The organism is Comamonas sp. Y33R10-2, assembly GCF_019355935.1.
Taxonomy (GTDB): Bacteria; Pseudomonadota; Gammaproteobacteria; order Burkholderiales; family Burkholderiaceae_C; genus Comamonas.
On record NZ_CP079925.1, the window covers coordinates 2,792,456 to 2,818,962 of the forward strand.

General features: G+C 58.3%; 27 protein-coding genes. 14 read left to right on the top strand and 13 right to left on the bottom strand.

The features are described 5' to 3' along the window. Positions 1-73 precede the first annotated feature (73 nt). On the bottom strand, positions 74-1,057 hold the full coding sequence (locus KUF54_RS12405) for a YihY/virulence factor BrkB family protein (RefSeq protein ID WP_219343120.1): 984 nt from the start codon (positions 1,055-1,057) through the stop codon (positions 74-76). A 353-nt stretch (positions 1,058-1,410) separates the two neighbouring features. Between KUF54_RS12405 and KUF54_RS12410 the strand changes: the two genes are divergently transcribed. After that, positions 1,411-2,949: an acetyl-CoA hydrolase/transferase family protein gene (locus KUF54_RS12410; RefSeq protein WP_219343121.1), complete on the top strand. Its 1,539-nt coding sequence runs from the start codon at positions 1,411-1,413 to the stop codon at positions 2,947-2,949. Between the two features lie 213 nt (positions 2,950-3,162). Further along, entirely contained in the window at positions 3,163-3,816 is a 654-nt protein-coding gene (locus tag KUF54_RS12415) for a pseudouridine synthase (RefSeq protein WP_219343122.1), read from the top strand. Between the two features lie 6 nt (positions 3,817-3,822). On the opposite strand, the gene KUF54_RS12420 is transcribed toward KUF54_RS12415, so the two are convergent. The 3 genes from KUF54_RS12420 to KUF54_RS12430 all read right to left on the bottom strand — a co-directional run bounded on the left by KUF54_RS12420 (position 3,823) and on the right by KUF54_RS12430 (position 6,308). Beyond that, positions 3,823-4,917, bottom strand: coding sequence for a hypothetical protein (locus KUF54_RS12420; RefSeq protein WP_219343123.1), 1,095 nt, complete (start codon positions 4,915-4,917; stop codon positions 3,823-3,825). Positions 4,918-5,046: 129 nt separating this feature from the next. Then, on the bottom strand, positions 5,047-5,535 hold the full coding sequence (locus tag KUF54_RS12425; protein WP_219343124.1) for a hypothetical protein: 489 nt from the start codon (positions 5,533-5,535) through the stop codon (positions 5,047-5,049). Positions 5,536-5,669: 134 nt separating this feature from the next. Next, positions 5,670-6,308, bottom strand: coding sequence for an MBL fold metallo-hydrolase (locus KUF54_RS12430; protein ID WP_219343125.1), 639 nt, complete (start codon positions 6,306-6,308; stop codon positions 5,670-5,672). A 336-nt stretch (positions 6,309-6,644) separates the two neighbouring features. On the opposite strand from KUF54_RS12430, the gene KUF54_RS12435 reads away from it, so the two are divergent. Continuing rightward, positions 6,645-8,258, top strand: a complete 1,614-nt coding sequence (locus tag KUF54_RS12435) for a Re/Si-specific NAD(P)(+) transhydrogenase subunit alpha (protein ID WP_219343126.1) — start codon at positions 6,645-6,647, stop codon at positions 8,256-8,258. A 21-nt stretch (positions 8,259-8,279) separates the two neighbouring features. Continuing rightward, entirely contained in the window at positions 8,280-9,692 is a 1,413-nt protein-coding gene (gene pntB / locus KUF54_RS12440; protein WP_219343127.1) for a Re/Si-specific NAD(P)(+) transhydrogenase subunit beta, read from the top strand. A gap of 187 nt (positions 9,693-9,879) precedes the next feature. On the opposite strand, the gene KUF54_RS12445 is transcribed toward pntB, so the two are convergent. Next, positions 9,880-10,473, bottom strand: coding sequence for a hypothetical protein (locus KUF54_RS12445; RefSeq protein WP_219343128.1), 594 nt, complete (start codon positions 10,471-10,473; stop codon positions 9,880-9,882). Between the two features lie 100 nt (positions 10,474-10,573). Further along, positions 10,574-11,377, bottom strand: coding sequence for an exodeoxyribonuclease III (locus tag KUF54_RS12450; protein ID WP_219343129.1), 804 nt, complete (start codon positions 11,375-11,377; stop codon positions 10,574-10,576). A gap of 10 nt (positions 11,378-11,387) precedes the next feature. Between KUF54_RS12450 and pyrE the strand changes: the two genes are divergently transcribed. Continuing rightward, positions 11,388-12,089, top strand: a complete 702-nt coding sequence (gene pyrE, locus KUF54_RS12455) for an orotate phosphoribosyltransferase (protein WP_219343130.1) — start codon at positions 11,388-11,390, stop codon at positions 12,087-12,089. An 8-nt stretch (positions 12,090-12,097) separates the two neighbouring features. After that, entirely contained in the window at positions 12,098-12,775 is a 678-nt protein-coding gene (locus KUF54_RS12460) for a DUF4124 domain-containing protein (protein ID WP_219343131.1), read from the top strand. Positions 12,776-12,853: 78 nt separating this feature from the next. On the opposite strand, the gene KUF54_RS12465 is transcribed toward KUF54_RS12460, so the two are convergent. The 5 genes from KUF54_RS12465 to KUF54_RS12485 form a co-directional block, all read right to left on the bottom strand. Next, entirely contained in the window at positions 12,854-13,207 is a 354-nt protein-coding gene (locus tag KUF54_RS12465) for a hypothetical protein (RefSeq protein WP_219343132.1), read from the bottom strand. Positions 13,208-13,309: 102 nt separating this feature from the next. Next, complete coding sequence (locus KUF54_RS12470) at positions 13,310-13,528, bottom strand: hypothetical protein (protein WP_219343133.1); 219 nt, start codon at positions 13,526-13,528, stop codon at positions 13,310-13,312. Positions 13,529-13,618: 90 nt separating this feature from the next. Then, complete coding sequence (locus tag KUF54_RS12475; protein WP_255576087.1) at positions 13,619-14,749, bottom strand: HPP family protein; 1,131 nt, start codon at positions 14,747-14,749, stop codon at positions 13,619-13,621. A 131-nt stretch (positions 14,750-14,880) separates the two neighbouring features. Next, a complete protein-coding gene (locus tag KUF54_RS12480) occupies positions 14,881-15,453 on the bottom strand; it encodes a nitroreductase family protein (protein WP_255576088.1) in 573 nt (190 codons plus the stop codon). 87 nt (positions 15,454-15,540) lie between these two features. After that, positions 15,541-16,587, bottom strand: a complete 1,047-nt coding sequence (locus KUF54_RS12485; protein WP_219343134.1) for a hypothetical protein — start codon at positions 16,585-16,587, stop codon at positions 15,541-15,543. Between KUF54_RS12485 and KUF54_RS12490 the strand changes: the two genes are divergently transcribed. Next, the gene (locus tag KUF54_RS12490) at positions 16,586-16,819 is read left to right on the top strand and encodes a hypothetical protein (protein ID WP_219343135.1); all 234 of its coding nucleotides are present in this window, start codon (positions 16,586-16,588) and stop codon (positions 16,817-16,819) included. The two genes, KUF54_RS12485 and KUF54_RS12490, sit on opposite strands and share 2 nt — an antisense overlap. Positions 16,820-16,848: 29 nt before the next feature. Beyond that, complete coding sequence (gene serA, locus KUF54_RS12495) at positions 16,849-18,078, top strand: phosphoglycerate dehydrogenase (RefSeq protein ID WP_219343136.1); 1,230 nt, start codon at positions 16,849-16,851, stop codon at positions 18,076-18,078. Between the two features lie 85 nt (positions 18,079-18,163). Here serA and KUF54_RS12500 read toward each other — a convergent pair whose 3' ends face one another. Together KUF54_RS12500 and KUF54_RS12505 are read right to left on the bottom strand one after the other, a co-directional pair. After that, positions 18,164-18,694 (bottom strand): YcxB family protein, encoded by a 531-nt coding sequence (locus KUF54_RS12500; protein ID WP_219343137.1) that lies wholly within the window; start codon positions 18,692-18,694, stop codon positions 18,164-18,166. Positions 18,695-18,744: 50 nt separating this feature from the next. Next, positions 18,745-20,880, bottom strand: coding sequence for a bifunctional diguanylate cyclase/phosphodiesterase (locus KUF54_RS12505; protein ID WP_219343138.1), 2,136 nt, complete (start codon positions 20,878-20,880; stop codon positions 18,745-18,747). Between the two features lie 218 nt (positions 20,881-21,098). Here KUF54_RS12505 and KUF54_RS12510 point away from each other — a divergent pair, with 218 nt between their 5' ends. From KUF54_RS12510 to KUF54_RS12535, 6 genes are all read left to right on the top strand, one after another. Beyond that, a complete protein-coding gene (locus KUF54_RS12510; protein WP_219343139.1) occupies positions 21,099-21,251 on the top strand; it encodes a hypothetical protein in 153 nt (50 codons plus the stop codon). 7 nt (positions 21,252-21,258) lie between these two features. Continuing rightward, a complete protein-coding gene (locus KUF54_RS12515; protein WP_219343140.1) occupies positions 21,259-22,077 on the top strand; it encodes a hypothetical protein in 819 nt (272 codons plus the stop codon). 12 nt (positions 22,078-22,089) lie between these two features. Beyond that, entirely contained in the window at positions 22,090-23,421 is a 1,332-nt protein-coding gene (locus KUF54_RS12520; protein WP_219343141.1) for a hypothetical protein, read from the top strand. 25 nt (positions 23,422-23,446) lie between these two features. Beyond that, positions 23,447-24,799, top strand: a complete 1,353-nt coding sequence (locus tag KUF54_RS12525) for a hypothetical protein (protein WP_219343142.1) — start codon at positions 23,447-23,449, stop codon at positions 24,797-24,799. Positions 24,800-24,869: 70 nt separating this feature from the next. Then, positions 24,870-26,090, top strand: a complete 1,221-nt coding sequence (locus tag KUF54_RS12530) for a hypothetical protein (protein WP_219343143.1) — start codon at positions 24,870-24,872, stop codon at positions 26,088-26,090. Between the two features lie 55 nt (positions 26,091-26,145). After that, on the top strand, positions 26,146-26,484 hold the full coding sequence (locus KUF54_RS12535) for a YegP family protein (RefSeq protein WP_219343144.1): 339 nt from the start codon (positions 26,146-26,148) through the stop codon (positions 26,482-26,484). Positions 26,485-26,507 lie beyond the last annotated feature (23 nt).

Below are 26,507 nucleotides of genomic sequence, written 5' to 3' on the forward strand. Positions count from 1 at the left end.
GCGCTATTGGTATCGAGTGACTTATATAAATTGATAGCAATATATCCAATCAACTTAAGCACTGGAGGCCAATTTAGATATTTTCTCCCGCGTTAATCGGTAGCTTGCTCAGATCCATAAGCTGAGCCTGTCCAGACTTAGGGCGCGGGGCGAATGGCACACGGATTTTGACGTTGGCCTTGCTGCAGGCCTTTGCCGTGGCGGCGGAGAAAAGCAAGATGGCGGAGGTGACGTAAAACCACATCAGCACCACGACCAAGGAGCCCGCCGCGCCATAGGCTGAAACCACGGCGGCGGTGGAGAGATACCAGGCCAGCGCCTGCTTGGTGACGGTGAAGAGGGCCGCGCCCATGAACGAGCCCAGTAGCAGATACTTGGTGACAGGCTTGATGCCCGTGCCCATACGCATCAGCCCCCAGAACAGCAACACGGCAATGCCAAAGGAAAGGCTCTCGTTGATGACTCCCATCAACGGGCCCAGTGGCACAAGTTGCAGGGCATCGTTGGCCCAGGTGGTAATCATCTGAATGGCTGTGGACAGCACCATGGACACCAGCAGCAAAAAGCCCAGCCCAACTACATAGCTCAGCCCCCACAGGCGCGAGATGGCCATGCCCCACCATGGCTTGTTATCTTGCGGGCGGGGTTCCTCGCCCATGGACCAGAGCTTGTCCAGCGAGGCTTGCAGTTCCACAAATACGCCGGTGGCGCCTGAGAGCATCATCACCAGCCCGAGGATGGAGGCCAGTGAGCCTTGACTGGAATTCTGGGCACTGGAGAGCGCGCCTTGGATGACCTGAGCCGCGCGCTCGCCCACGATGCTCTGCACCTGACTGATCAACGTGCTTTCTACATAGCTGCGGTCCATCCACCAGCCCAGCAGGCCCACCACGGCCAGTAGCAACGGCGCCAGACTGAGCATTCCGTAAAACGACATGGCAGCACTCATGCGCAGACCATCGGCTTGCAGCCAGAGCTGTACGGAATCGATCAGCGGCTGCAGCGCTTGAGTCAAGCGTTGCAGCTTGTGTTTCCAGCCCGAAATTTCAAAGGTCATGAGATGGATTTTGGCGTCTGAGCGTATACGGCGGTGTCAGCCTATATCTGCTGGCGAGCAATGGACGACATTTTTTACAAAATGGCCTGATGCATGAGTCTTTGTATAAGTGAATTTTGTTTTTCGCACATTGACGATGTAGCTCTTTACCTGCCTAGATGTAGTGCTCATATTTTTGAATTTTGAAAGATCACATCCCGTGTTTTTTCAATAGCGCATCAGGGTTTGCGCTAGTCAACTACGGCTGGTATATCTCGGTGTGACGTAGTTCAATCCAGTCTGCGTCGATCAAAGTGAAACCTTGTAGAAACAAAAAACCTTCAGCAACGCTCGAAGGTACGAGACATACTTCCATGCACACCACATTCACCCAAGCCTCTCCTGCGGACCGAGTGCTTTGCCCTGCGTTGCGTGAACGCATCATGACGGCCGATGAAGCGGCCAGCTTGATTGAATCCGGCATGACGCTGGGCATGAGCGGCTTCACGCCCGCTGGCGCTCCCAAGTCCGTTCCCCAAGCGCTAGCGCGCCGCATCGAGGCGCAAAACGCCAATGGCGGCAACTTTCGCATCAGCCTGTGGACGGGAGCATCCACCTCGCCTGAGCTAGATGGCGCTCTGGCCAAGGTGCACGGTATTGAGCGCCGCTTGCCTTACCAGTCCGACCCGACGGTGCGCAAAGAGATCAATGAAGGGCGCATGCAGTACGTAGACATTCACCTGTCCCACGTGGCGCAGCATGTGTGGTTTGGCTTCTTGGGTCACTTGGATGTGGCGGTGATTGAAGTCGCTGGTATCTTGCCCGATGGGCGCTTGATTCCATCTACCTCGGTGGGCAATAACAAGACTTGGCTGGAGCAGGCCGACAAGATCATTTTGGAAGTCAACAGCGCCCAGCCCGCCGAGCTGGAAGGCATGCATGACATCTACTACGGCGCGGCCTTGCCGCCCAAGCGCAAGCCCATTCCTATGGAGCACCCGTTTGACCGCATCGGCGAGCCGTATCTGCATTGCGACTTGAGCAAAGTGATTGCCGTGGTGCCCACAGCCCAGCGCGACAAGTTGCCTGCGTTCACGCCGGCCGATGTGGACTCGCAGCGCATTGCACAAAACATCATCGAATTTCTGCAGCAAGAGGTCAAAGTAGGTCGCCTGCCGCCCGAGCTCCTGCCGCTGCAGTCTGGCGTGGGCAACATCGCCAACGCCGTGCTGGCGGGGCTCAATGATGGCCCGTTCGACCACTTAAACGCTTATACGGAAGTGCTGCAAGACGGCATGCTGGACATGCTGGAGTCAGGCAAGCTCGATACGGCATCCACCACCTCTTTGGCGCTCAGCCCCGAGGCCATGGAGCGCTTCTTGGCCAATATCGAGTTCTACCGCCAGCGCATCATGCTGCGCCCGCAAGAGATCTCAAACCACCCAGAGCTGATTCGCCGCATGGGTTTGATCTCCATGAACGCGTTGATTGAGGCAGACATGTACGGCAACGTCAACAGCACGCATGTCATGGGTTCATCCATCATGAACGGCATTGGCGGTAGCGGCGACTTTGCGCGCAATGCTTACCTGTCCATTTTCATGACGCCTTCTACCGCCAAGGGCGGCAAGATCAGCTGCATCGTGCCCATGGTGTCCCACGTCGATCACACCGAGCACGATGTGCAGATCATCGTGACCGAGCAAGGTCTGGCAGACCTGCGCGGTCTGGCCCCTGTGCAGCGTGCGCGCCTCATCATCGAAAAGTGCGTGCACCCGGATTACAAAGAGGCGATGACCGACTATCTGGAGCGCAGCCTGCGCGATGCACCCGGCAAGCACACGCCGCATTTGCTGGGCGAGGCCTATGCATGGCATCAGCGCTATTTACAGACGGGTTCTATGAAGGCCTGATAGCGTTTTTTGATGGATAAAGGCTCACGTCTTTCATCCATCTTGACTTGTTGCTATCGTTTTTGAAGAAGATCGCCGCAGCTGCTACGGCGATCGCGTGCCACGGTTGAGGGTTTCAAAATGAATAGCTGCTAGTCCATATCCAATAAGGACTACAAGGATTTTTGGCTTGAATCGCAGGCTCTTGCCTCTGGCGCTAAGCTTGCGGCCTATATGTCTCGCCCGTTTTCATCTAATCGCCCCAGCACGAATCGCCAAACGACTCGCCCAACGACTGTGCGCCGCAGCACTGTGGTGCGCCAGCCTGCGCCACGACCTGAGGTGCCTCGTCTGCTGTGCTTTCACAAGCCTTATGGGGTGCTCAGCCAGTTCACGCCTGAGGGAAAATGGCAGGGACTCAAAGATTGGATAGATGTGCCCGGCGTGTACGTGGCGGGGCGGCTGGATGCCGACAGTGAAGGTTTGCTGCTGCTGACCAATGATGGCCAGTTGCAAGCCCGCATTGCCGATCCGCGCCACAAGATGGATAAGACCTACTGGGTGCAGGTCGAGGGCACGCCCGACGAAGCCGCGCTGCAGCGCCTGCGTGATGGGGTGGAGTTGAACGATGGCAAAACCCTGCCAGCCAAGGCCCGCCTGATTGAGCCGCAGCCGCAAATGTGGCCGCGCAATCCACCGATTCGCGTGCGTCAGAATATTCCAGATTGCTGGATCGAACTCATCATTCGCGAAGGCAAAAACCGCCAAGTGCGCCGCATGACGGCAGCCATTGGGCACCCTACTTTGCGACTCGTTCGCATGGCGGTGGGGCCTTATTCGATTGAAGGGCTTGAACCGGGCCAATGGGTGGATGCGCAGCCAGTCTGACGAGACTTAGCGCAGGGTATCGAGCTTAAGCAGTGCGTCTTCATCCTCAGGTAAATCTACTGCCTGCCAGCGTGGCCAGCTTAGCCAAGGGTGAAACACATCCCTGCCAAATTCGACCTGCTGCAGATTACCCTTGAGTAAAGGCAGCGCAGCGCTGAGTGCAATCTGGCGGCTGTGTACGCAATGCTGCACGGCCTGCATCATCTGCGAGCCCTGACCCAAAAAGCGTTGCCGGGCCAGTCCCTGCATTGAAGGCTGGCACTGAACATAGGCCAGTTGCAGTGCGTCAATATGCTCGCTGTCGACAACCGCCTTCAGTGCCAGCAGATGGCGCTGCAGCTGCGATTCATTCATCAGTCCACCTAGTCGCAGCTCCAGCACTGCGTCCTCAAAGCGGTATCGTGCCGGCAAGGCCGCACGCAGGGTGTAGCTGCCGCCGCTGCGTGAGCTGGAGCGGTGACTGAAGACCCGGCTGCCCTGCTCCAGCAGGGGCTGCACCAGCGTCAGCACGGCTTGGCGGTGTTCTGCATCATTGACCTTCAGCGCAATATGAAGTCTCGTGCTGTCATAGCCAAGCAGCTCTTCGCGCAAAACTATCCAGCCTGCCGCGTTGGGTGACGCAAACATCATCAAAGGCATGGAAATCATGCCCGCAAAGTTGGCTGCCAGCCCCCATGTCTCGCGTGTTTCTGCGGCCTGCTGCGCTGGCTTGCGAGTGCTCAGCACATTGCCTGCAGTCTTGATCAAGGCGCCTAGCGCAATCGCACTTGCAATGCCTGAAGCCAGCGTCAGCATGTCGGGCGAGTACAGACCACGGGGCAGGAGCATAAAGACGAGCATGCCCACTGCGCAGCCCGTCCAGATGACTATCAGGGCCAGCAGGTGGTATATCGCAGGGTGTTGCTGGGTCGCCTGCTGCCAGTCCAGTGCCGGGTTTTGCTCCAGCTTGTGCAAAAGCTGCTTGCGCCGCCAGTAGCGCACTGGTTGCCAGGCAATCGCGCAGAAGATGAGCCCGGCAGCCAAGCTGATAAACAGTGCTGAAAACGCCCACATCAAGAGCAGTGCCAACAGCACCATGCCAATTCCGGCCACCCAATTCATTCATCGTCCCTTCTATGCAATAGATAGCAATCAACGCTCGATACATAAGCGCAGGAGAGTGTTTTAACTGATCATAAAAAAGCGCCTGCTTTTGCAGGCGCTTTCGGGGTAAAAATCTGAACCTGTCGTTCAGGAGCAGGTTTTTTTGTTCGCTGCGTGAGCGCCTCCAGCCTTGGCATCGGCTTCGCTCATGTACTTGCCGGCCTTGGTCTTACCGTAGAAACGATCGCCTTGGCAGTGGTACACCTTGGTGCCTTCATTCACCCAAACTTGGCCGGGGCCGCCGCCAACCGCTGCGGTTGTCGCCGGGGCGGGCTTGGAAGCGGCTGCAGGGGCCCCAGCTGCTGGCGCTGGCGCAGCCTTCGCTGCAGGAGCTGCTGGTGCAGTGCCTGCGCTTGCCTTGGCAGTGGCATCTTTGTCTATGCCTTTATGACCTGCACAAGTGCCTTTGGCGCTGGCCGCGCTGACACTGGTGCCGTCTTTACACACAAAGTTCTGCATGACCGCTGCGGCAGGTGCAGCGGCCGGCGCAGCTGCAGCAGCAGGTGTTTGAGCAAAGCTTGCAAATGAGCCGCAGACCAAGGCCGAGGCCAGCCAGACTTTCAACGTAGTGTGCATGTGAGAACTCCCAGAGTTGGAACGAAGTCACCAGGCTAGTGACCGGCACATGCTGCGCCCGCCGCTTTACGTCTGCAAGAGGGCAAGTGTCAAATTCTGTGCAGCTGCTGGCTTTCAGGGGGTTTTAAGTTTTCTCAGGTGCCGCTGACGTAGGGGTTCATCTTGCGCTCGCGGCCAAAGCTGCTTTCGGGGCCATGGCCTGGGATGAAGACCGTCTGGTCGCCCATGGGCCACAGGCGCTGCACGATGGAGTCGATCAGCTGCTGGTGATTGCCCTGCGGAAAATCCGTGCGTCCAATGCTGCCGGCAAAAATCACATCGCCCACAAAGGCGCGGTCTATTTGCGCTGAGTGAAAGACGACATGACCGGGCGTGTGACCGGGGCAGTGGCGCACGTTTAGCGTTTCATTGCCGATGGTGACGGTATCGCCGTCATGCAGCCAGCGTGTGGGCACAAAGGGGTCTGAATGTGGAAAGCCAAACATCGCGCCTTGCTGGGGCAGACCATCAATCCAGAATTGGTCGCCCTCATGCGGGCCGATGATGGGCAAATCGTACTTTGCGGCCAGCTCGCTGGTGCCGCCAGCATGGTCGATGTGGGCGTGGGTTATCCACAGCGCCTTGAGGCTCACGCCTAGGCGGTCAATCTCCCACTCGATTTGCTCGATGTCGCCACCGGGGTCAATAACGGCGGCGTCCATGGTCTGATCGCACCAGACAATGGAGCAGTTTTGCTGGAAGGCGGTGACGGGTACGGTGTGGTATTGCAGCATGGGGCTTGTAATTTTGAGTCGATTGCGTAGTCTCGCAATGAGCGAACCCCGCAAGCATGACATGGCAAGGCCGCAGCACCAAAAATGTCCGCGTAGATTCCTGAGTCATCCCTCATTTGAGCTAGCATAGACGGCAGTGCCCCATTTTGGTGCGGGCTGCTACAACGTATTTGTGCTGCAAGGCAGTGGGATTCGCCTCATGAGAAGCGGCCCGACACAGTTTCAAGATCGTTCAGGCCGCGCCAACGCCCGTGAAATGCATTCATTCTTTAGCAGGATGAGGGCGGGGGACGGGCGGCCTGGATAGAACCCGTTTCTAAACTCCAGGAGACTTCGATGTCTACTCCCCCTACCCAGCCGACCAGCGCCCAGCGCATCGGCATCCCACGGGAAAACTTCCCGCTAGAAAAGCGCGTGGCCACCGTGCCCGAAGTGGTTGAAAAACTCATCAAACTGGGTTTTAGCGTATCGATTGAATCCGGCGCAGGCGATGCAGCTAACTGCAGCGATGATGCTTACCGTGCAGCTGGCGCGGAGGTGTTGCCCAATGCTGCTGCCGTCTGGGCGGCTGCAGACATCGTCTTCAAAGTGCGCCCACCTACTACAGAAGAAGTCGCGCTGATGCGCGAAGGTCAGATCTTGATCGACTTCATCTGGCCAGCCCAAAATCCCGATTTGATGCAGCAACTGGCTGCCAAAAAAGTCACGGTGCTGGCGATTGATTCGCTGCCCCGCACGCTAAGCCGCGCGCAGAAGATGGACGCGCTGACGTCAATGGCTGGCGTTTCGGGCTACCGCGCCGTGATTGAAGCCGCCAACGCTTTTGGCCGCTACTTCAACGGCCAGATTACGGCTGCAGGCAAGGTGCCTCCGGCTAAGGTGTTCATCGCTGGTGCTGGCGTGGCTGGTTTATCGGCGATTGGCACGGCAGCGAATCTGGGCGCCATCGTGCGCGCCAACGATACGCGCGCTGAGGTGGCCGATCAGGTCACATCGCTGGGCGGGGAATTCGTCAAGGTCGATTACGAAGAAGACGGCGCTGGCGGCGGCGGTTACGCCAAGGTCATGAGCGAAGGCTTTCAGGCCGCGCAGCGCGCCATGTATGCGCAGCAGGCCAAAGATGTAGACATCATCATCACCACGGCCCTGATCCCAGGCAAGCCCGCGCCCAAGCTGATTACGGCTGAGATGGTGCAGAGCATGAAGCCCGGCAGCGTGATCGTGGACATGGCCGCCGAGCAAGGCGGCAACTGCGAGCTGACCGTGCCCAACGAGGCCGTGGTGCGCCATGGCGTGACCATCATTGGCTATACCGACCTCGCATCGCGCTTGGCCAAGCAGTCGTCCACCCTGTACGCCAACAACCTGCTGCGCCTGACGGAAGAGCTGTGCAAGGCCAAGGACGGTGTTGCCGTGGTCAACATGGAAGACGACGCCATTCGCGGCCTGACCGTGGTGAAGAGCGGTGAAATCACCTGGCCTGCGCCCCCGCTGGCGCAAGCACCCAAGCCCGCCGCCAAGCCTGCTGAAGCGCCTGTAGTGCAGAAAAAAAGCGGCCACGGCCATGGCGCAACCGGCCCGCTGCCGGCCAAAAACCTGGCCATTATTTTTGCAGCGGCTGCGGTGATTTTCTGGTTTATTGGTGCTTACGCGCCAGCAGCCTTCCTCGGCCACTTCACCGTCTTCGTGCTGGCTTGCTTCATCGGCTACATGGTGGTGTGGAACGTGACGCCTGCGCTGCACACGCCGTTGATGAGCGTGACCAACGCCATCTCCAGCATCATCGCCATTGGTGCGCTGGTGCAGATTGCGCCGCCCGATACTGTGGGCACAGGTCGCCCCGATGAGCTGATTCGCTGGCTGGCCTTTGCTGCAGTTGTGCTCACTGCTATCAATATGTTTGGCGGCTTTGCCGTGACGCGCCGCATGCTGGCCATGTTCCAAAAATAAGAAGAACGAGAGAGAAACACCATGTCCCAAAGTCTCGCAACGGTAGCCTATTTGGGCGCCGCTATTTTGTTCATTCTCAGTCTGGGTGGCTTGTCCAACCCTGAAACCTCACGCCGTGGCAATCTGTTCGGCATGATCGGCATGGGCCTTGCAGTGCTGGCCACCATCTTTGGCCCACGCGTTGGTCCTAATGGTATGGCGTGGATTGTGGGCGCGCTGGTTGTCGGCGGCGGCATTGGTCTGTACGCAGCCAAGGTCGTCAAGATGACCCAGATGCCCGAGCTGGTCGCGCTGATGCACAGCTTGGTGGGTCTGGCCGCTTGTCTTGTTGGTTTTGCCAGCTATGTCGACACATCCATTGTTCTGAGCGGCGCAGAAAAGGCCATTCATGAAGTGGAAATTTACGTCGGCATTTTGATTGGTGCGGTCACCTTCTCTGGCTCGCTGATTGCCTTTGGCAAGCTCAACGGCAAGATTGGCGGCAAACCCCTGCTGCTGCCCGCTCGCCACTGGATGAATCTGCTGGCGCTGCTGGTGGTGATCTGGTTTGGCCGCGAGTTTGTGCGCGCTGAAACCATTGCCGACGGCATGTTGCCCCTGATCGTGATGACCGCCATCGCTCTTCTGTTTGGCGTGCACATGGTGATGGCCATTGGCGGTGCAGATATGCCCGTGGTGGTGTCCATGCTCAACAGCTATTCGGGCTGGGCGGCAGCGGCCACCGGCTTCATGCTGGGTAATGACTTGCTGATCGTGACTGGCGCACTGGTGGGCTCTTCGGGTGCCATCCTGAGTTACATCATGTGTCAGGCCATGAACCGCAACTTCATCAGCGTGATTGCTGGTGGCTTTGGCTCCGGCGCACCTGCCAAAAAGGGTGACGCTGCTGCGGCTGAGCCACAAGGTGAAGTAACCCCCATCAGCGCCGGCGAAACAGCTGAGATGCTGCGCGATGCCAAGAGCGTCGTCATCATCCCCGGCTACGGCATGGCGGTGGCTCAGGCCCAGCACACGGTGAATGAAATCACCAAGACCCTGCGCGGCCAAGGCGTGAATGTGCGTTTTGCCATTCACCCCGTGGCGGGTCGTATGCCCGGCCACATGAACGTGTTGCTGGCCGAAGCCAAGGTGCCTTATGACATCGTGATGGAAATGGATGAGATCAACGATGACTTCCCAGAGACCGATGTCGCCATCGTCATCGGCGCCAACGACATCGTGAACCCCGCTGCGCAGGACGACCCCACCAGCCCTATCGCCGGCATGCCAGTGCTGGAAGTGTGGAAGGCCAAGCAGTCCATCGTGATGAAGCGCTCCATGGCCTCGGGCTACGCCGGCGTGGACAATCCGCTGTTCTACAAAGAAAACAACCGCATGCTGTTTGGCGATGCCAAGAAGATGCTTGATGAAGTGCTGGTGGCTTTGAAGAGCTAAACACGGCATTCCAAGCCAAAGCGCCTGTGATTTGTGTCACAGGCGCTTTTTTTTGTGGCTGCTTTTTGTTGATGCATCGATAACGCACCAACAGCGTATTTGCCAGCGTGCGGCGGCGGGGCTGAAAAATCTTAAGAAACAAGCCCGGCGCCTTTATTCATTAAGCACCTACTGCTATTGTTTTTAATTACCAATCCATCGGCGAATCACTGCGCGAAAAAATGGGCACAGGGCATTTTCCGCGGCTTGATGAGCCGTTGTAGTCAAAGCGGTATGCCATCTCAGACCCATCGCGGCAGGGCAGGCCGCCATACAGGCGTGCATAAGTGGCCCGCGCGCCACTGCTTGAGCGGTAGCTGTCTTCTGCCTTAAAGACCAGCTTGCCGTCTTGCTCTTTGACTCGCAGCGTACCGAAAGAGGCGTTATTGGGTGTCTCGTAATCGATGAGGATGTCCGGCCCCTGCATACCCAGTTGTGAGACGATGATGAAGTTAGCGCGTTGCTCTGCCACCAGTTGCTCTTTGCTGAGCACACGCATGCCGGGAACAGACTGCAGCTTTGTGCTCAGGTTCAACGCCTTGCCCTCCAGCAGCACAATGGCGGCATCGTTGCCCGATGCGTCGCGTGTAGGGCCTGCGCGCAGCACCTTTGCAAAGCGCTGGGTCAGGGCCTCGATCAACTCCTGCGTGCTGTAGTTGGAAGCATCACGAGCCTGAGCAGTGGGAAGCATGGCGGCGGCACACACCAGCGTGGAAGCGAGGAAGTATCGAAAAATAGACATTGGCATACCCTGTGTTTCACAGCACCACATTCACACCAAGGATGGTAGCCAATCACACAAGGCGCACGCCACCGCATCAATGCCGACGCCTTGTGTCAGTTCACAGCTTGAAGTCGTAGCCAATGGTGATGGGCGCATGGTCCGAGAATTTCTCACCTTTGTAGATGGACTCGGTACGCGCTAGCGCGGCGGTGGCGGGTGTGGCCAAGTGGTAGTCCAGACGCCATCCCACGTTGTTGGCATAGGCTTGACCGCGGTTGCTCCACCATGTGTAGCAAGCGTCCGTGGTATCGGGTTGTAGGTGACGATAAACGTCAACTATTCCGCCCATATTGTCACTCTTGTGTAACAAACTTGTCATCCACGCCCGTTCTTCGGGCGTAAAGCCGCTGTTTTTCTGGTTGCCACGCCAGTTTTTCAGATCGGCTTGTTGGTGGGCGATATTGATATCGCCGCACAAAATGAACTCGCGCTCGGCCTTGAGTGTCATGAGGTTGGTATGCATCTTGGCCAAAAAACGGAATTTTGCTTCTTGACGTAACTCGCCCGAGCTGCCGCTTGGAAAGTAAGAGCTGATGATGGAGAGCTTGCGGCTAGGCGTGTCAAAGCGAGTTTCTACATAGCGACCTTCGGCATCAAACTCTTCGGCATCAAAGCCAACGATGACATCGCTAGGCTCATGGCGTGTGTAAACGCCCACACCGGAGTAGCCTTTTTTCTCGGCAAAATGAAAGTAGCCTTTCATGCCCGCCAATTCCTCAAAACGCCCAGCCATATCTGGGGCTTGGGCCTTGATTTCTTGGACGCAAATACAATCCGGCGCAGTGGCTTCTATCCAGGCTTGTACGCCTTTGGTGGTTGCGGAGCGGATACCGTTGAGGTTGAGGCTGGTTAATTTGAACAAGGATGAATCCATGGTGGTAGATAAGCAGCCAATGGACGGTGCAGACCGTCTGGCGCAGGACTTTGTGCAGTTTGCCGTTGATTCGGGCGTGCTGCGTTTTGGTGAGTTCAAGACCAAGGCCGGGCGTTTGAGCCCGTACTTCTTCAATGCTGGCCTGTTTGACGATGGAGCCAAGATGGCCCGCTTGTCTGAATTCTATGCAAAAGCCATTTTGGCCAGCGGCATGGAGTTTGATATGGTCTTTGGCCCTGCGTACAAGGGCATTCCTCTGGCCGCCACGGTGGCTGTGGAGCTGGCGCGTCAGGGCAAAAATGTGCCTTTCGCCTATAACCGCAAGGAAGCTAAGGATCACGGTGAAGGCGGTACTTTGGTGGGCGCGCCTCTCAAAGGCCGTGTGCTCATCATTGATGATGTGATGTCCGCTGGCACCGCTGCGCGAGAGTCCATTGCTATCATCAAGGCCGCTGGCGCTGAGCCCCATGCCGTGGCGATTGCTCTGGATCGTCAGGAAATGGCGACCGAGAATGGCCAGGACGTGGCCCACAGTGCTGTGCAATATGTGCGCAACCAATTGGGTATGCAGGTTTGTGCGATTGCCAAGTTGGCCGATTTGTTGCTTTATCTTGAGCAACAAGGCAGCGGCGCTGGTGGTGAGCATCACGAACGCGTGCTGGCTTATCGTCAGCGTTACGGTGTCAACGACAAGGAATAAATAAGCAAATGAAGCAGGCGTTACATGCAAAACTGAGTTTGTATGTTGTAGCGACCCTCTGGGGAAGCGCTATGCCTGCGTACGCTCAGGCTCCGGCCAATACTGGCGGAGGCATTTACGCTTGCACAGACGCGAATGGTCGGCGTATTACCGCTGACCGCCCCATTGCATCCTGCGTTGACCGCGAACAACGCGTGCTTAGCAACACCGGCGTTGAAATGCGCCGGCTGGGGCCGAATCTGACGGAGCCGGAGCGCAATGCAGAAGAAGCCAAGCGCCGCGCAGAACGCGCAGAGCAGTTGCGTGTGCGCGAGGATCGCATGCGTGAGCGGGCTATTTTGGCCCGTTACCCCAACCAAAACGTGCACGATGCCGCCAGAGCCGAGGCTTTGGCGCAAGTTGACGATGTGATTGGCGTGGCCCAGCAGCGCCAAATTGAGCTTAAAGAGCGCCGCCGCAAGCTCAACACCGAGTTGGAGTTCTATCAGAACGATCCCAAGAAGGCTCCTGCCAATTTACGCCGCCAGTTGGAAGACAACAGCGAAACTCAGCTTGAACAGCAGCGCTTTATCAAGCAGCAAGATGAAGAAAAGCAGCGCATCAACCAACGCTTTGATGTTGAGCTGCTGCAGTTGCGCAAGCTATGGGGTGAGCCCAAGCCTGCAGCGGCTGCACGGCCTCATTGATCGATTGATGCTGCTTAGCTTGGTAGCTGATTAGCGCGGTCTAGTGCGTTATGGGACATTTGGGCTGCTATAGCTGCCTCAGTCCTCGCTGCCAAGCTTGTGCATTGCCATGACACGGCCCAGCAGCAAAGCTGCAATCCACGATATACCCCCGACGATCAATGGCGCTTGCACCAAGAGCGAAGCTTGTGCCATCAGCATCAATGCATCAGCCTGCCATAACGCCCTGTAACTGGTGAATAGGCTGTAGCCCAGCCAAACCAGCAAGCCGGCCGTGGCTATAGATGCCATGGTGCGAACATTGCGACCGTCACGGCTGCTTGCTGGTACGCGCAAGGCGCAGCGCCACAGCCAGCCTATGGCGGCGAGTACCAGCAGCACGCAGACGCATAAAGACAGCGGCAACCACAGAGAAAGAGGAATCAGTGACATGGCGGGGCACTTTAGCCCAGTTGATCCAGCAATGGCGGGCCAGAAATAAAAATACCCACCAGAGGTGGGTATGCAGAAAGCCCTTTTAAGGCTTTACAGGCTTTAAGTCGCAAGCCAGGCGGCATGCTTGCCCGGCACTGGTTGAATGCCCAGCACGGCGGCATGGCGCGCCAGCTGTTCTTCAAACGTCTTGGCGGATTCGCTGCTGGCCGCTCTGCCTTCATAGTCGGTGGCGACTTGCGTTGCCGTAAAGGAATGGGCTCCAAAGCTTTGCACGATATTGCGCAGCTTGTCGAGGTTGGGGGTGAACACAGCATCCATGGCAGCAACTCCTTTGTCGGCAATCAAAGCTCTACTCTCCACAGTTTAGCCAGCACGTCGTGCAGGGCAAGAGGAACTCTGCGCAGAGGGCTAATGATTCACCGAGAGCAGGGTGCGAATGACGTCAGAGCGGGTGATGACGCCCACCAGCGTCTTGCCCCGCTGCACCGCAATAAACTGCACGGTGTGCGATGCCAGCTCTTGCAGCAAATCACCCATGGGCGTGGCTTCTTGCACGCTCATCTCGGGGCCGCGCATCAAATCCTGCGCTACGGATTGCTCTTTCGATGGCTTGGCACGCAGGCGTTGCCACAGGTTTTGCTGCTGCCGCGCACGGTGGCCTTGCCACAGCCAGTCAAACAGGTCGGCACGCAGAACGCGGCCAATCAGCTCGCCCTGGGTATCGACCACGGGCAGGCACTTGACGAGGTGGCGGTGAAACAGCTCGGCAATTTCTTCCAGCGGGGTTTGCGGGCTCACCGTGAGCAGCTTGGCAGACATGACCTCGCCACAGCTCACGGCACTCATGCGGCGCTTGATGGCGTCTTCTTCGGCCGCTGCCAGCATCACGCCCAAATCTTCGGGCGAGAGGTTGTTACTCTGGTCAAATCGCTGCAGCAGTTGCTCCAGATCCTGCTCGCTCAGCGCCAGTTGCGTGGCAGGGCGCCGGGCCTTGGCGACCTGGGGCGGCTGGTGCAGGTAAGGGCGGCCGCAAGCTCGGTGGTAGAGCACGCCCACCGCGACCAGCACCGCCGAAAGCGCGGCCATGGGCACCAGCAGATGCCAGCCCAGCGGCAGCAATTGCTCGGCAGAAAGCACCGTGAGCAAGGCTACAGCGCCGCCCGGCGGGTGCAGAGCACGCAGGGCCAGCATGATGGCAATGGCACCCGCCACGGCCAGCGCTGCCATTGAAGTCAGCGAGAGTGTGGGAAATGCCCAGAGCAGCAGCAAAGAATAGAGTGCAGGCACGGTGTTGCCGACCACGCAGTTCCATGGCTGTGCCAGTGGGCTGCTGGGCATGGCAAACACCAGCACCGCAGTCGCACCCAGCGGCGCGAAAAGAAAGAGGGCATGGGGCAGGAAGTGATCGACCATGCCGACCAGCATTCCGGCCAGAGCCAGCCCCAGACCCGCGCCTAGGCAGGAGCGAATCAAATCCTTCAACGATGTGCGGGACGCCGCAGGGCCCAGACGTTGCCACAGTGTTTGAATAACGGACATAGGTTTTGTGCAGTGAGCTATCAAAATTTATAGCTATCTGCCCAATGTTGTATTGGGTAATACGGCAATTTTGCAAAAAAAGCTCCATAGGGTGAACTGTGGAGCTTTTATTTGAGGCTGAGGCGTCGGCGTCAGGCAGTGATGGATGCGGGCACGGCTCCCGCGCTCAGTACTTGGGCCAGAGGCTTGCGCAGCGAGGGTACTTCGCGCTCGCGCAGGTCGTCGGGCAGAGTAGATGCGTCGCCGCGGCGGCCCACGGCAATCACGCATTCGGCGCTCAGATGCTCGGGCAGACCCAGCACGCTACCGGCTTCATCGGCAGAAAAACCACCCATGGCGTGCGTAGCCAGACCCATCGCATGGGCTTGCAGCGCCAGATAGCCCCAGGCGCAGCCTGCATCAAAGCTGTGCTTGCCCGAGGCTTGCTTGTCCGACAGCAGAACAATCAGCGCGCCCGCATTCAGACACCAGCGGCGGTTGGCTTCATTTGGAATGCGAGAGAAAGCCTCCCAGCTCGCATCACCGCGCAGGGCGTAGGCAAAGTGCCAAGGCTGCTTGTTGCTGGCCGAAGGGGCCCAATGCGCGGCTTCTACCAGTTGCTCCACTTGAGCGGTGCTCAGAGCTTCGGGCACAAAGGCGCGCGGCGACATGCGCTCCAGAAACTGGGGATGAACGGGAACGGTGCTGGTACGTGTGATGCTCATATAAGTCCGTAAAAAGAAACAGGCTCACTCTTTTGACGAGTAAGCCTGAAACGATAGCGCAAGTTCTTACTTGCCGGGTTGGTTTGATCAGCGCTTGTGATCAGCTCCCGCAATGGAGCTGCGCATGTGGCGCTCGATGCGGATCATCACCAGCGCCATCATCACCATGACCAAGCAGGAGATCAGCATGGTGGCAAATGCGGTGTCAATGCCCAGAAATTCCCACTTCTCAGCATCGGGGTTATCGCCGCGAATCTTCATGGCCGTGCGGTCAAACGACAGCGTGTAGTTGGTCATCAACGTGGTGACAATTTGCGATGCCGATTGTTGCTGCAGTTTGCTTGCCAGCTTCTCGTTGCCTAGCACGGCTTGCAGTGCCGCAGGCAGGCCCTTGAGGTAGGCGGCATAAGCGCCTTCGCCATGCTCCATCTCAGCGGCTTGTGCGCGGTCGTTGATTTCAGAGGCAAGGTTGACGGCATCCGTCAGCATCTCGTCGCCACTTGCTTGTGCCGCTGCATCAGCTGCAGCAGAAGCTGCGGCTTCGGCAGCGGCTTGCGTGGCGGCCCGGGCAATGCGGTCTTCGCTGTTGAAGGTGATACGGCGGGCTGTCCATGCGGCGTCAACCTCTGCAGCTGCTGCGTCAGCGGCTTCTTTGTCGCAGCAAGAATTCTCACGCGCTTCGCGCATCTTGATCTGGCGATTTACCTCATCCGCAGAAGGCAGGGAATCGCCCTTGAGCAAAGGGTGAATCGGCTCCAGTCCCTGGCCGCTGTTATCTTTTTCGATGCGTTTGCGAGCCGCAACATCTTTGTAGATATAGCCGCGCAGCAGGCCATCTGCCTTCAAAAACTCAGGGCGCAGTGCCGGGTCTGCCAAGCGCTTTTCCATGGGGGTGGAATGACTCATGCCATTGAGGTCGCGGCTGGTTTCTTCCTCCATGTATTTGAGGTCGTAGGGCGCTTGCTGCCAGTTCAGCGCTGTGGGCGTGGCCACGGCAACATCGGGCTTTTTGGACTGGTAGTGATCCCAAATCCAGCGCCCCATGCCGATGATGAGGAAGATAGAAAAAGCCAGAAGCACAAGGCGCAGAACTTGTATCAACAAGTCCTCAGCACGGCGCAAGAGTGACAGCATGAGCAATAAATCCTTTTCAAAAGCTTGTGGCATAAGCGCTTGCAACTATGAAATTGGAAGCGTTGAATGTTTGGAATTCTACGAAGTGAATCTAAAGGTAGTGATTTGTTACTGCCTTGGGAATGCAGCCAGCTATGGTGCCGCAGACAGCAGTGTAAAAAGGGCTGGCAAGAGTCAACTACTGCAAGACGATGCACCTAGCGGCTGTAACGAAATTCTGAAACCGCTGTAATAGGGGTTTGAAGGACTGGAGGCCACACTATGGGCAAGACATCGCTGGATAAATCAAAAATCAAATTTTTGCTGCTCGAAGGTATCCACCCCTCTGCGCTCAAAGTGCTGCACGACGCGGGTTACACCAATGTCGAAGCACTGACTGGCGCGTTAGAGGGCGATGAGCTCAAGCGCAAGATTGCCGATGCGCACTTCGTCGGTATTCGTTCACGTACCCAGCTCACGGCCGATGTGTTTGCCGCGGCGCAAAAGCTGGTCGCAGTAGGTTGCTTTTGCATTGGCACCAACCAAGTCGATCTGGGTGCGGCGCGAGAGCGCGGTGTGGTGGTCTTTAACGCTCCGTACTCCAATACTCGCTCGGTTGCTGAGTTGGTGCTGGCTGAGGCCATCTTGCTGCTGCGCGGTATTCCCGAGAAAAATGCAGTGGCCCACCGCGGTGGCTGGAAGAAGAGCGCCGATAACTCCTTCGAAATTCGCGGCAAGACGCTGGGCATTGTGGGCTACGGCTCCATCGGTACCCAACTTTCCGTGCTGGCCGAAGGTCTGGGCATGAAGGTCATCTTCCACGACGTGGTGACCAAGCTGCCACTGGGCAATGCACAGCAGTCGATCGGACTGAGTGACTTGCTCTCCAAGTCCGACATCGTCACCCTGCATGTGCCCGAGCTGGCCTCCACCAACGGCATGATGGGCGCAGCGCAGATTGCTGCCATGAAGCCCGGCAGCATCCTCATCAACGCATCGCGCGGCACGGTAGTGGATATTGATGCGCTGGCTGAAGCGCTGAAGTCCGGCAAGCTGTTAGGCGCGGCGATTGACGTCTTCCCGGTCGAGCCCAAGAGCAACAAGGACGAATTTTTGTCTGCGCTGCGCGGCATGGACAACGTGATCCTCACGCCTCACATTGGCGGCTCCACCATGGAGGCGCAGGCCAATATCGGTCTGGAAGTGGCGGAAAAGCTGGTCAAGTACAGCGACAACGGCACAACCACCTCGGCCGTCAACTTCCCCGAAGTGGCGCTGCCCGAGCACCCCGGCCACAACCGCATTCTGCATGTGCACGAGAACCGCCCCGGCATTCTCTCGGCCATCAATCAGGTGTTTGCCGACAACGGTATCAATATCGCCGGTCAGTACCTGCGCACCGATGAAAAGGTGGGATATGTGGTGATCGACATTGATGCCGAATCGTCCGCGCTGGCGCTGGAAAAGCTGGCGCAGATTGCAGGCACGATTCGCTGCCGTGTGCTGTTCTGAGCGACAACAAAAAAGGAGACCAAAGTCTCCTTTTTTGATAGCTGAAAACGCTTGATTGATAAAGACTTCAGGCTTGAAAGTATCTTTATTTTCTGGCCGGGCCTACATGGGCCTGCAGCTGCTCACGCAAAGGCATGATGAATGCCGACTGCGGATCAATCTCCTTGGGGACAATGATGAACAGCTGTGGCTGCAGATACAGCAGCACGCTGTCTTTGTCTTCGGCCCAGCGAATAATGTGTTTCCAGGGTAGCACTCCGCTGCCGTTTTCGGACTGCAGATGCATCAGGCCATCGCGCATCTCCACATGGCTTTGCTGGTGCAGCGACGGAGAGTTGCGAAAGACGCGCAGCAGCCGGGGGCGTAGCAGATATTGAGACCCGTGCAGCGCCAGTTCGGCGATGGGCTTGATGTGCAGCAGCAGCAGGCAGCTGTAAACGAAACCGGCAGTGGCCAGAATGTAGTTATGGGCGTACAGGCCTACGCCGAGCAGGGGCAGACCCAGAATGCCGCACAGCGTAAAAATCCAATTGAGCCAGCGCGGCTTGAACGAGAAGTGCAGACGCTGGGCGTCACAGAATTGCTTTTCGGTCAAGGTATAGGTCAGTTCAGCCATGCGCGCATGATACGGGCGCGATTTTCCCGCCGCGCACGAACCGCCTTCTTTTACAAGGCGCTCAGGTGCTCCTGAACTTCTTGCGGGTTCCAGGCCTGGCCGAACAGGTAGCCCTGCCCGATCTGGTAGCCGCAATCTTGCAGAATCTGGCGCTGGGCTTCGGTTTCTACCCCTTCAGCGACCAAATCCAGCTTCAGGCTGGGGCCCAAATGGCCGACGGCCTGAACAATTGCGCGAATGGTGGGGTCTTGCTCGATGCGCTGCACAAAATCTCGGTCGATCTTCACGCAGTCCACCGGATAGTCGCGCAGGTGCGCCAGCGAGGATTGGCCGGTACCAAAGTCGTCCAGCGCAATGCGCACGCCTTCGCTCTTGAGCAGCTTGAGCGCACGAATTACATACTCAGAGCCGCGTTCGCCCAGCATGTGCTCGGTGATTTCGACCTCCACCAAATTAGTGGGCAGGTTCATGTGTTCCAGGTGGTCCAGCAGGCGCTCGGCATAGTCGTCGCGCATGAATTCCACCGGTGCGGCATTGAGAGAGACCGGCACCACGGGCAGACCCATGTGGCGCCATTTGCGCAGGTGGCAAAGCACCTTGGTGCGCATGACCTCACCCATGCGGGATGCCAGTTCATAGTCGTTAAAGGCGGCCCAAACAGTGGCGGGCGCGTGCAATTGACCATCGCTGTCCTGCCAGCGCAGCAGGGCTTCAAAGCTGACCACACGCCCATCGGTCATGGAGACTTTGGGCTGAAAGTAGGGGGTGATAGCGTCCCTGCGCAGAATCTGCCGCGCACATTCGAGCTGCGTGGCTGCGGTTTCGGCAGCCTTGAGCATCGCAGCATTAAACATGCGCACACCGCCGCGTCCGCCGGCCTTGAGGTCGTTGAGTGCCGTGTCCGCGCATCGCATCAGTGCTTGCGCATCGGCCGCGTTTGCGGGGTAGAGCGCGCAGCCAATGCTCATGCCGCCGTTGATGTGCTTGCCCACATAGGTGATGGGTGCCTCAATTTGCGCACGCACCAGGGCGCCCAGTTCGGTGAGTTCTTCGGCGCTTTCGATGTTTTGCACAATGACGGCGAATTCATCGCCCCCCAGACGCGCCACCATGGCATTGGCGGGCAGGGCGGTTTGCAGGCGGCGCGAGAGAACGCGCAGCAAATGGTCGCCGGCGGGGTGACCTAGGGTGTCATTGATGTGCTTGAAGTGGTCGAGATCCAGCAGTAGCAGGCCCATGAGGCGCCGTGCGGACTCTGCCGCAGACAGCGCATGTTTGAGGTGCTGGTTGAAGCTGCGGCGATTGGGCAGGCCGGTCAGTTCATCGTGCTCACTGGCTCGGCGCAGGCGCAGCTCGGCATTGCGCTGGGCGGTGATGTCGCGGGAAACGCACAAAATACTGGAGATATTGCCCTGAGCATCGGTCACTGGCGTCAGGATGTTGTCCCAGTGCTGCGGGACTTGACCGGGGATGACGCTCATGCCGTTAAAGCGGGCAGTGCGACCCTTGAGGGCGGAGTTGAGCGCGCGCTGACCTTTGGCCCGAATGGTGTCTGGCAGCAGGCGCAGCCAGCGCTGGCCAAAGCCGGTTTCCGGCCCCACGCCGAGGGCTTCGCAGCCCGATCGGTTCATGTGGGCCAGCGTGCCATCCAGATTGAGAATTTTGATGCAGTCGACGCTGACGTTGAGCATGTCTTTTTGCATACCCAAGCTGCGGTAGAGATCTTGCTGCGCCATGACACGGTCATGAATGTCCATGCCGCAGATATGCCAGTGCGTCGTTCCGTTGCGAGCATCCTGATGGCATTGGGCCGCTAGCAATGCCCAGCGCCAGGTGCCACTGTGGTGACGCAGGCGGTATTCGCCCTGAAAGCTGGCACCCGTGCCCAACGCCTGCTGCCAAAGTTGGCTGGCGTGGAATTCATCGTCCGGATGCAGGCATTGCAGCCAGCTGGCATCGGCATCGCTGGCATCGGCTGCAACGGTATAGCGGGCCCAAGCCTGATTGTGAAACAGCGCATTTCCGCGCGGGTCGCTCACCCAGATCAGCTGGGGCAGTGCATCCAGCGCTTCAAAGACGGGATTGCGCTGGACAGGCGCAGCGTTACCCAAGCCAATAGATGGCAGGCCAGTATTGCCAAGGACAGCAAAACCTTCTGCCGAGCGTCGGCGGGATGGGTAACCCATGGGAACTCCTTAGTGCGGGGCGCAGCCGCTTTGATCTTTTATGGGGGGAGCTTAGTCTTGTCCGGTTTTGTAGAAAGTCAGACATGTTTGATACAAAGAGAAACTTTGTAAAAGATCGCCAAATAGTAGGTGTCCACCTACAAGCAGCTTCGCTTTGCTGATGGAAAACGCCACTCGCTCGCTGTTACGCTGGGCTTGTTGTAAGACCACCATCCACAATGCAATTACCAACCCCCGCGAGAGAGTTCACCGTGCCACTGCGCCGTGTGATGGTGGTGCCGTCCGATCTGCCCTACCGCGAAGGCGTGGCCGCTGCCGGGGTGCTGCGCGAGCTGAGCTGGGGCTGTGTGCGATTTTTTACAGGCAGGTAGTACGTCGATGAAGCAAGGTTTGTTTGAGAGCACTGATGTGCCGTTTCGCCGTGGCAATTTCAGCTGCGCCTATCAGTGGCTGCAAGAGCTGACTGGCATGGATGAGCTGATTGCACATCTGGATGCGCTGAGCGCTGCTGATCCCGCCCACCGTTATCTGAGCACGCTGGATGACATCAGCCAGTGCAGCTACACCTGCGGCCATGCGGGTCAGGATGACCGCTTGTACTTGGAAGAGTCCGATGACGATGCGGGCGAGGATGATGAAGAAGAAGAAGACGCCCGTGAAGCCGAGCATGAGCGCGCGTCTTTGCAATACCGGGTGCAGCAATTGATCAATCCCGAGCTGATGCACAGCTGGCAGCAGGTCTGCGGCAGCCTTGCTACCTCTGGCAGCGATGTGCAGGCGATGCTGCGTGCGAATCAGGCGCCAGAAGCGCTGCTCGATGAGATTGTGTATGTGCAGCGTGTTCCGGTGGCGGCAGATGATCTCAAGATCGCGGCCCAACCCAATGGCTACTTCAGTGCCGACTGGGACACGTTTCAGAACCACGCCATCATTCGCCACCTGAGTGCTGAGTGGGGCTACCGCTTCTTTGCCATGGGCGCGAGCTGGATGGGCTTTGTGCGCGCCACGCCGCCCAGTGCAGAGCAGGCTCAGTGTTGGGTAGATGCGCTGCGCGAACTCTATGGCAAGGGCAATGATGAAGTGCTCAGCCACCCCGGCTGGCAGGCGCTGGCGGCTCTGCTGCCAGAGCGGCGCACACTGATGCTGGGCTATACCGAAAACATGGCCGAAGCGCTTGCGCCCGAGGCTGAGGATTGAGCCCATACCACGATGACACTGCGCAAGAACCTGTACTTTTGCCCCCAATGCGGCACGAGCGGCAAGCACCTGAACAGAGCTTCGGCTCAGACCCGCCGCTGCGAGAGCTGTGGCACAGAGTTTTCGGTCAGTCAGGCTGCAGCGGCTGCCCCTGATGCTGTTCACTTTTCTCTGCCATCCGCAGGCCACTGGGGCTGGTGGGTGTCGGGTGCGCTGGTGCTGGCTGCGGCGGCTGCTTTTGCGGTGCCGCTCTGGATTAGTCTTGGTCGCAGCGGCAGTCCTTCTGTGGAGTCTCGTGTGAACTGGGGCCGCGCGCAGGAATCGGCACTGCATGAAGCGGGCGGCAAGATCAGTCGCATCGAGATTTTTCAGCGTCGCAATGAGCAAAGTCAGGACGAATACACCGTGGTGGTCAGTGACATGCAAAGCGGTGCCCACCTGTCAGAGCCTCAGGTCTACCGTCTGCCGTGGATGCTCCATGGCGAGGATTTTCGCAATCTCTCAGACGGCAACCTGTACTTGCAGCTCAAGGAAAAAATCATGCTGCGGCTGGACCCCGGTGCTCAGCAGTTTGTGGACATCACGCCCCAGCTCTCCGCTCAGTTCCCCCGTGAGCTGGGCAGCGGCATTGCCAAAATCACGTTTGCCTACAAATACCGCCCGGACTGCTTTGAAGTGCTGGCCAATGACGGGAAAAAATACTTGGTGTACTGGCTGATTGGTCAGATTCAGACGGAAGAACAAGCCCGTGAGAGTGCGCAGAAAATTGCCTCCTACACTGAGCTGACTGAGGATTATCAGTTTGTGCCGCTGATGGAGGGCAACAGTCTCAACAGGAATTTCCTGCTGGTCAAGACCTGGAGAAAGTCGCAGAGTGGCCAGCCGCAGTACAGCCCCTACTTTGAGATGGCGCCGGTGGGCAGCGAGAGCTTTCGCCGCGGCTCGAGCTACATGCGTGAGGTGGGTAGCGGCTATGCCGTACGTAGCTATGTGATCAGCGAAGGGCTGACCAAGCTGCAAGTGCTGGAGCCTGCCACGCCGCGTTTTAACGCTGATGTGCTCGCCCATAATGCAACACGGCTGCTGCTGAGCTACAGCCCGACCCCCGATGAGGCGCAAGGCCGCGTGCTGCAGCTACTGGACCGTCACAGCGGCCAGATTGTCTGGAGCCGCACCATGGCCCAGATACCGCAGCTGGCCCAGAACCGGGGCGAGCGGTATTTGAAGGCGCAGGGCATTCCATCGGGCTTTTTAATGCAATCTACTAGCATGGAGCCCGGTCACCTGATGGATAACAACGGCGGTCTGGTGAAGGACTTTGCCTCGCCGCCCCGCACTCGCTAAATCCGCAAAAAGACAGACGCACGCCATGGCCGTACAGATCAAAACCCTTGTCTGCCCCCAGTGTGGCTCTGGCCGTTGCAGCAAAGTGCAAGGCACGCCCAACCTCTACGCATGCAGCGCCTGCGCAACGGAATTTGTACTCAGCGACAACAACGCGCCCAAGGAAATGCGCGTCATCCACAGTCTGGATGAAGCCCAGTTCGGCAGCTTGCAAAAGCTCAAATACATGTGGCCGGGCCTGATCGCCGTGCTGGCGCTGATTGTGCTGGCCCCCATGATCTGGGGACTGATTGGCAGCTCGATTCCCAAGCCGGTGCAATCCGCTCAGCTCAAAGCCTCAACCGTCTATGAAACGGCTGGCGGTCAGTTCAATGTTGTGCGTGTGCTGGAGAACAACGCCGATCGCATAGACCACTACCAGCTGCTCATCAACAGTCTGGATAGCGGCGACAAGCTGGGTGAGCCGCAGCAGTTCAGTTTTCAGCGCACCACGCTCTCGCAGTCGCCGCAGTTTGCGCATTTCTCTGATGGCAGCATCTTCCTCATAATGAACGGGCAAAAGCTCCTGCGGCTGGACCCCGGCAGCTCCCAGTTCGTGAGTTTGGACAACGAACTCGTCAACCGCCATGCCGCGCAGCTGGGTGTGGGCGTGTCAAAACTCGAATGGGCCAATAGCGATAAGCCGGACGGCCTGCTCGTCACCAGCAACTCGGGCGAGAACTATTTCGTCTTCTGGCTGACCGGCGAAATCGTTCCTCAGGCCGTGCAGCACAAAGACTTTGCACAGCGCCCCTTCAACAGCTACACAGACATGCGCCAGCACTATGCATTTGCCGAGCTGGATGGATTGAACGAAATGGTCAACGCAGCCAGCGCGCCGGGGTTGCTGATCCGCTATGCACAACAAGTCAAACCCGGCCAGTACCAAAGCCTGCCCTCGCTGCGCCTGCAATCAGATCAGGAAGAGCTGGTAAAGATCGCCGCAAGTGGGACCTATGTGCCCGTGGCCGACGGCTGGGTGACAGAGCTTGAGCCGCTGCGGCAATCGGGCATCTCTCAGCTGGAACTGGTGCCCCCAGTGCAAAAACGCTTTCGCGGCAGCGTGCTGGCGCATAACGCCCAGCGCGTGCTCATCGTCTTCAACACTACCCCGGTGACCGACCAAGGCCGCGTGCTGCAGTTGCTGGATCAGGCCAGCGGCAAGCCGGTCTGGAGCCGCACGCTGGACCAGTTGCCCCAGATCACCCGCAGCGGCAGCTACCTCTCGGCCGATGCTCTGCCTTCGGGCTTTTATCTGCGCTCTGACGATATGACACCCTCGCTGCTCATCAGCAATGACGGGCGGCTGCTGCATGACTTCAGCCCGCGCAGAGATTAATGCTCTGAATATGGGAGCATCTAGTGCTTGATGGTATTGGACTAGAGGCTAAAAACACTGTATCAATGACATGAGCTTGATTATTCGTATTGCCCGCTCCAATTGGGCACGCGTCCTTGTTGCATGTGGTGCGCTGCTCTGGTTGCTGTGGCCCACGCTGAGCGGCTGGCTAGGTGCCGTCAGCAATCAGTCGCCAGCGCAAACCCAGACCTTGGTGGCCAGCACCATGAGCGATATGAGCGGCCAGCCCGCGCTGGTGCGCGTCTTCCAGCGCGATACACAGCAGGGCCGGGTGCTGCAGACGGTGATCGACTCTCTGGAAAACGGTGCGCGCTTGGGTAACCCGCAAGACTTTGCTGTGGATGCCCAAGAGCCGGGCCCGGTTGTGGAGTTCATGCACTACGCCAGCGGCCACCTCTGCGCCGTGCTGCAAAGCCAGCGCTTTGCTTGTCTCGATGCGCAGCCGGCTCAGTTCTTCGAGCAAACCGACTCCATCAAAGCCCTGCTGCCCACAGGCCTGCGCAGCATGGCTCCACAGGGGCGGCAATGGCCCGGCGCCCTGCGCTTGCAGGGGCAAGATGGGCAAAGCTATTACTACAACCAGCAAGCTGCCCAGCTCATGCCCCAGTCGCAGGCGCTGCCAAAATTTGCGCAGGAGTCAGTCCACTACACCAGCAGCTGGCAAAGCTTTGGGCTGGCCCCGGCAGCAGGGGAGAAGGCCGCGCCCGGTGCATCGCTGAGCTATCTCGTCAGCTACCGGCTCAAAGGCGGGCTGGGCCAGATGCAGTACCAGCCGCAAATCCCCCTGTACCGCTGGACGGGTATCGATATGCTCAATGGCTACCAGCCCATAGGCAATGGCTTTGCCCTGCGCACCAGCGATGTAGCCATGCCGGGGCTGATCTCGGCCAGCGTCGCCGCCCCCATGCTGCCGCGCGTCAACGCACGGCTGCTGGCCAGCAACGCCAGCGCCGCGCTGATTTTGTACACGCCGCAAACCATTGGCGGTGATGAGGGGCAGATACTGGAGATTGTGGATACCGCCAGTTTGGCTGCCATCTGGAGCCAGCCCCTCGCCCGCATCACGCAACTGGCGGCGGCTGGGCAAGACCTGCAGGCCGAAGGCATCCGCAGCGGCTTTTACCTGCGCGGCGGCCCGGCTCTGCCCCTGCTGCTCATCGACAACAAAGGCGCGGTGCAGTACGACTTTGTCAAAGGCACAGGGGTCGAGGCCGGCAGTGGCTGGCTGCGCCAAATAGGCAACTGGCTGTCTGGATTGATCGACTTATAGTGTGAAGACATCCCCGCGACGTGCATGCCGCTTTTTGCAACTGAAGGAGAGACCCATGGCCGGTGTTTTTGAGTTGAGCAAGAGCAGTGATGGACAGTTTCGCTTTGTACTGAAAGCGGGCAATGGCGAGATCATTCTCACCAGCGAGCTGTACACAACCCGCACAGCGGCGCAAAACGGCATCGCCTCGGTACAGACCAATAGCCCGCAGGACGAGCGCTACGAGAAAAAGACCGCCAGCAATGGCAAGGAGCACTTCAACCTCAAGGCCGCCAACCATCAGGTCATTGGCTCCAGCCAGCCCTACGCCTCGGCCGCCTCGCGTGATGCAGGCATTGAATCCGTCAAGAAAAACGGGCCCAGCGCTAGCGTCAAGGATTTAACGGCTGTTTGAAATTGATAGCTGGCAGCGCTTGC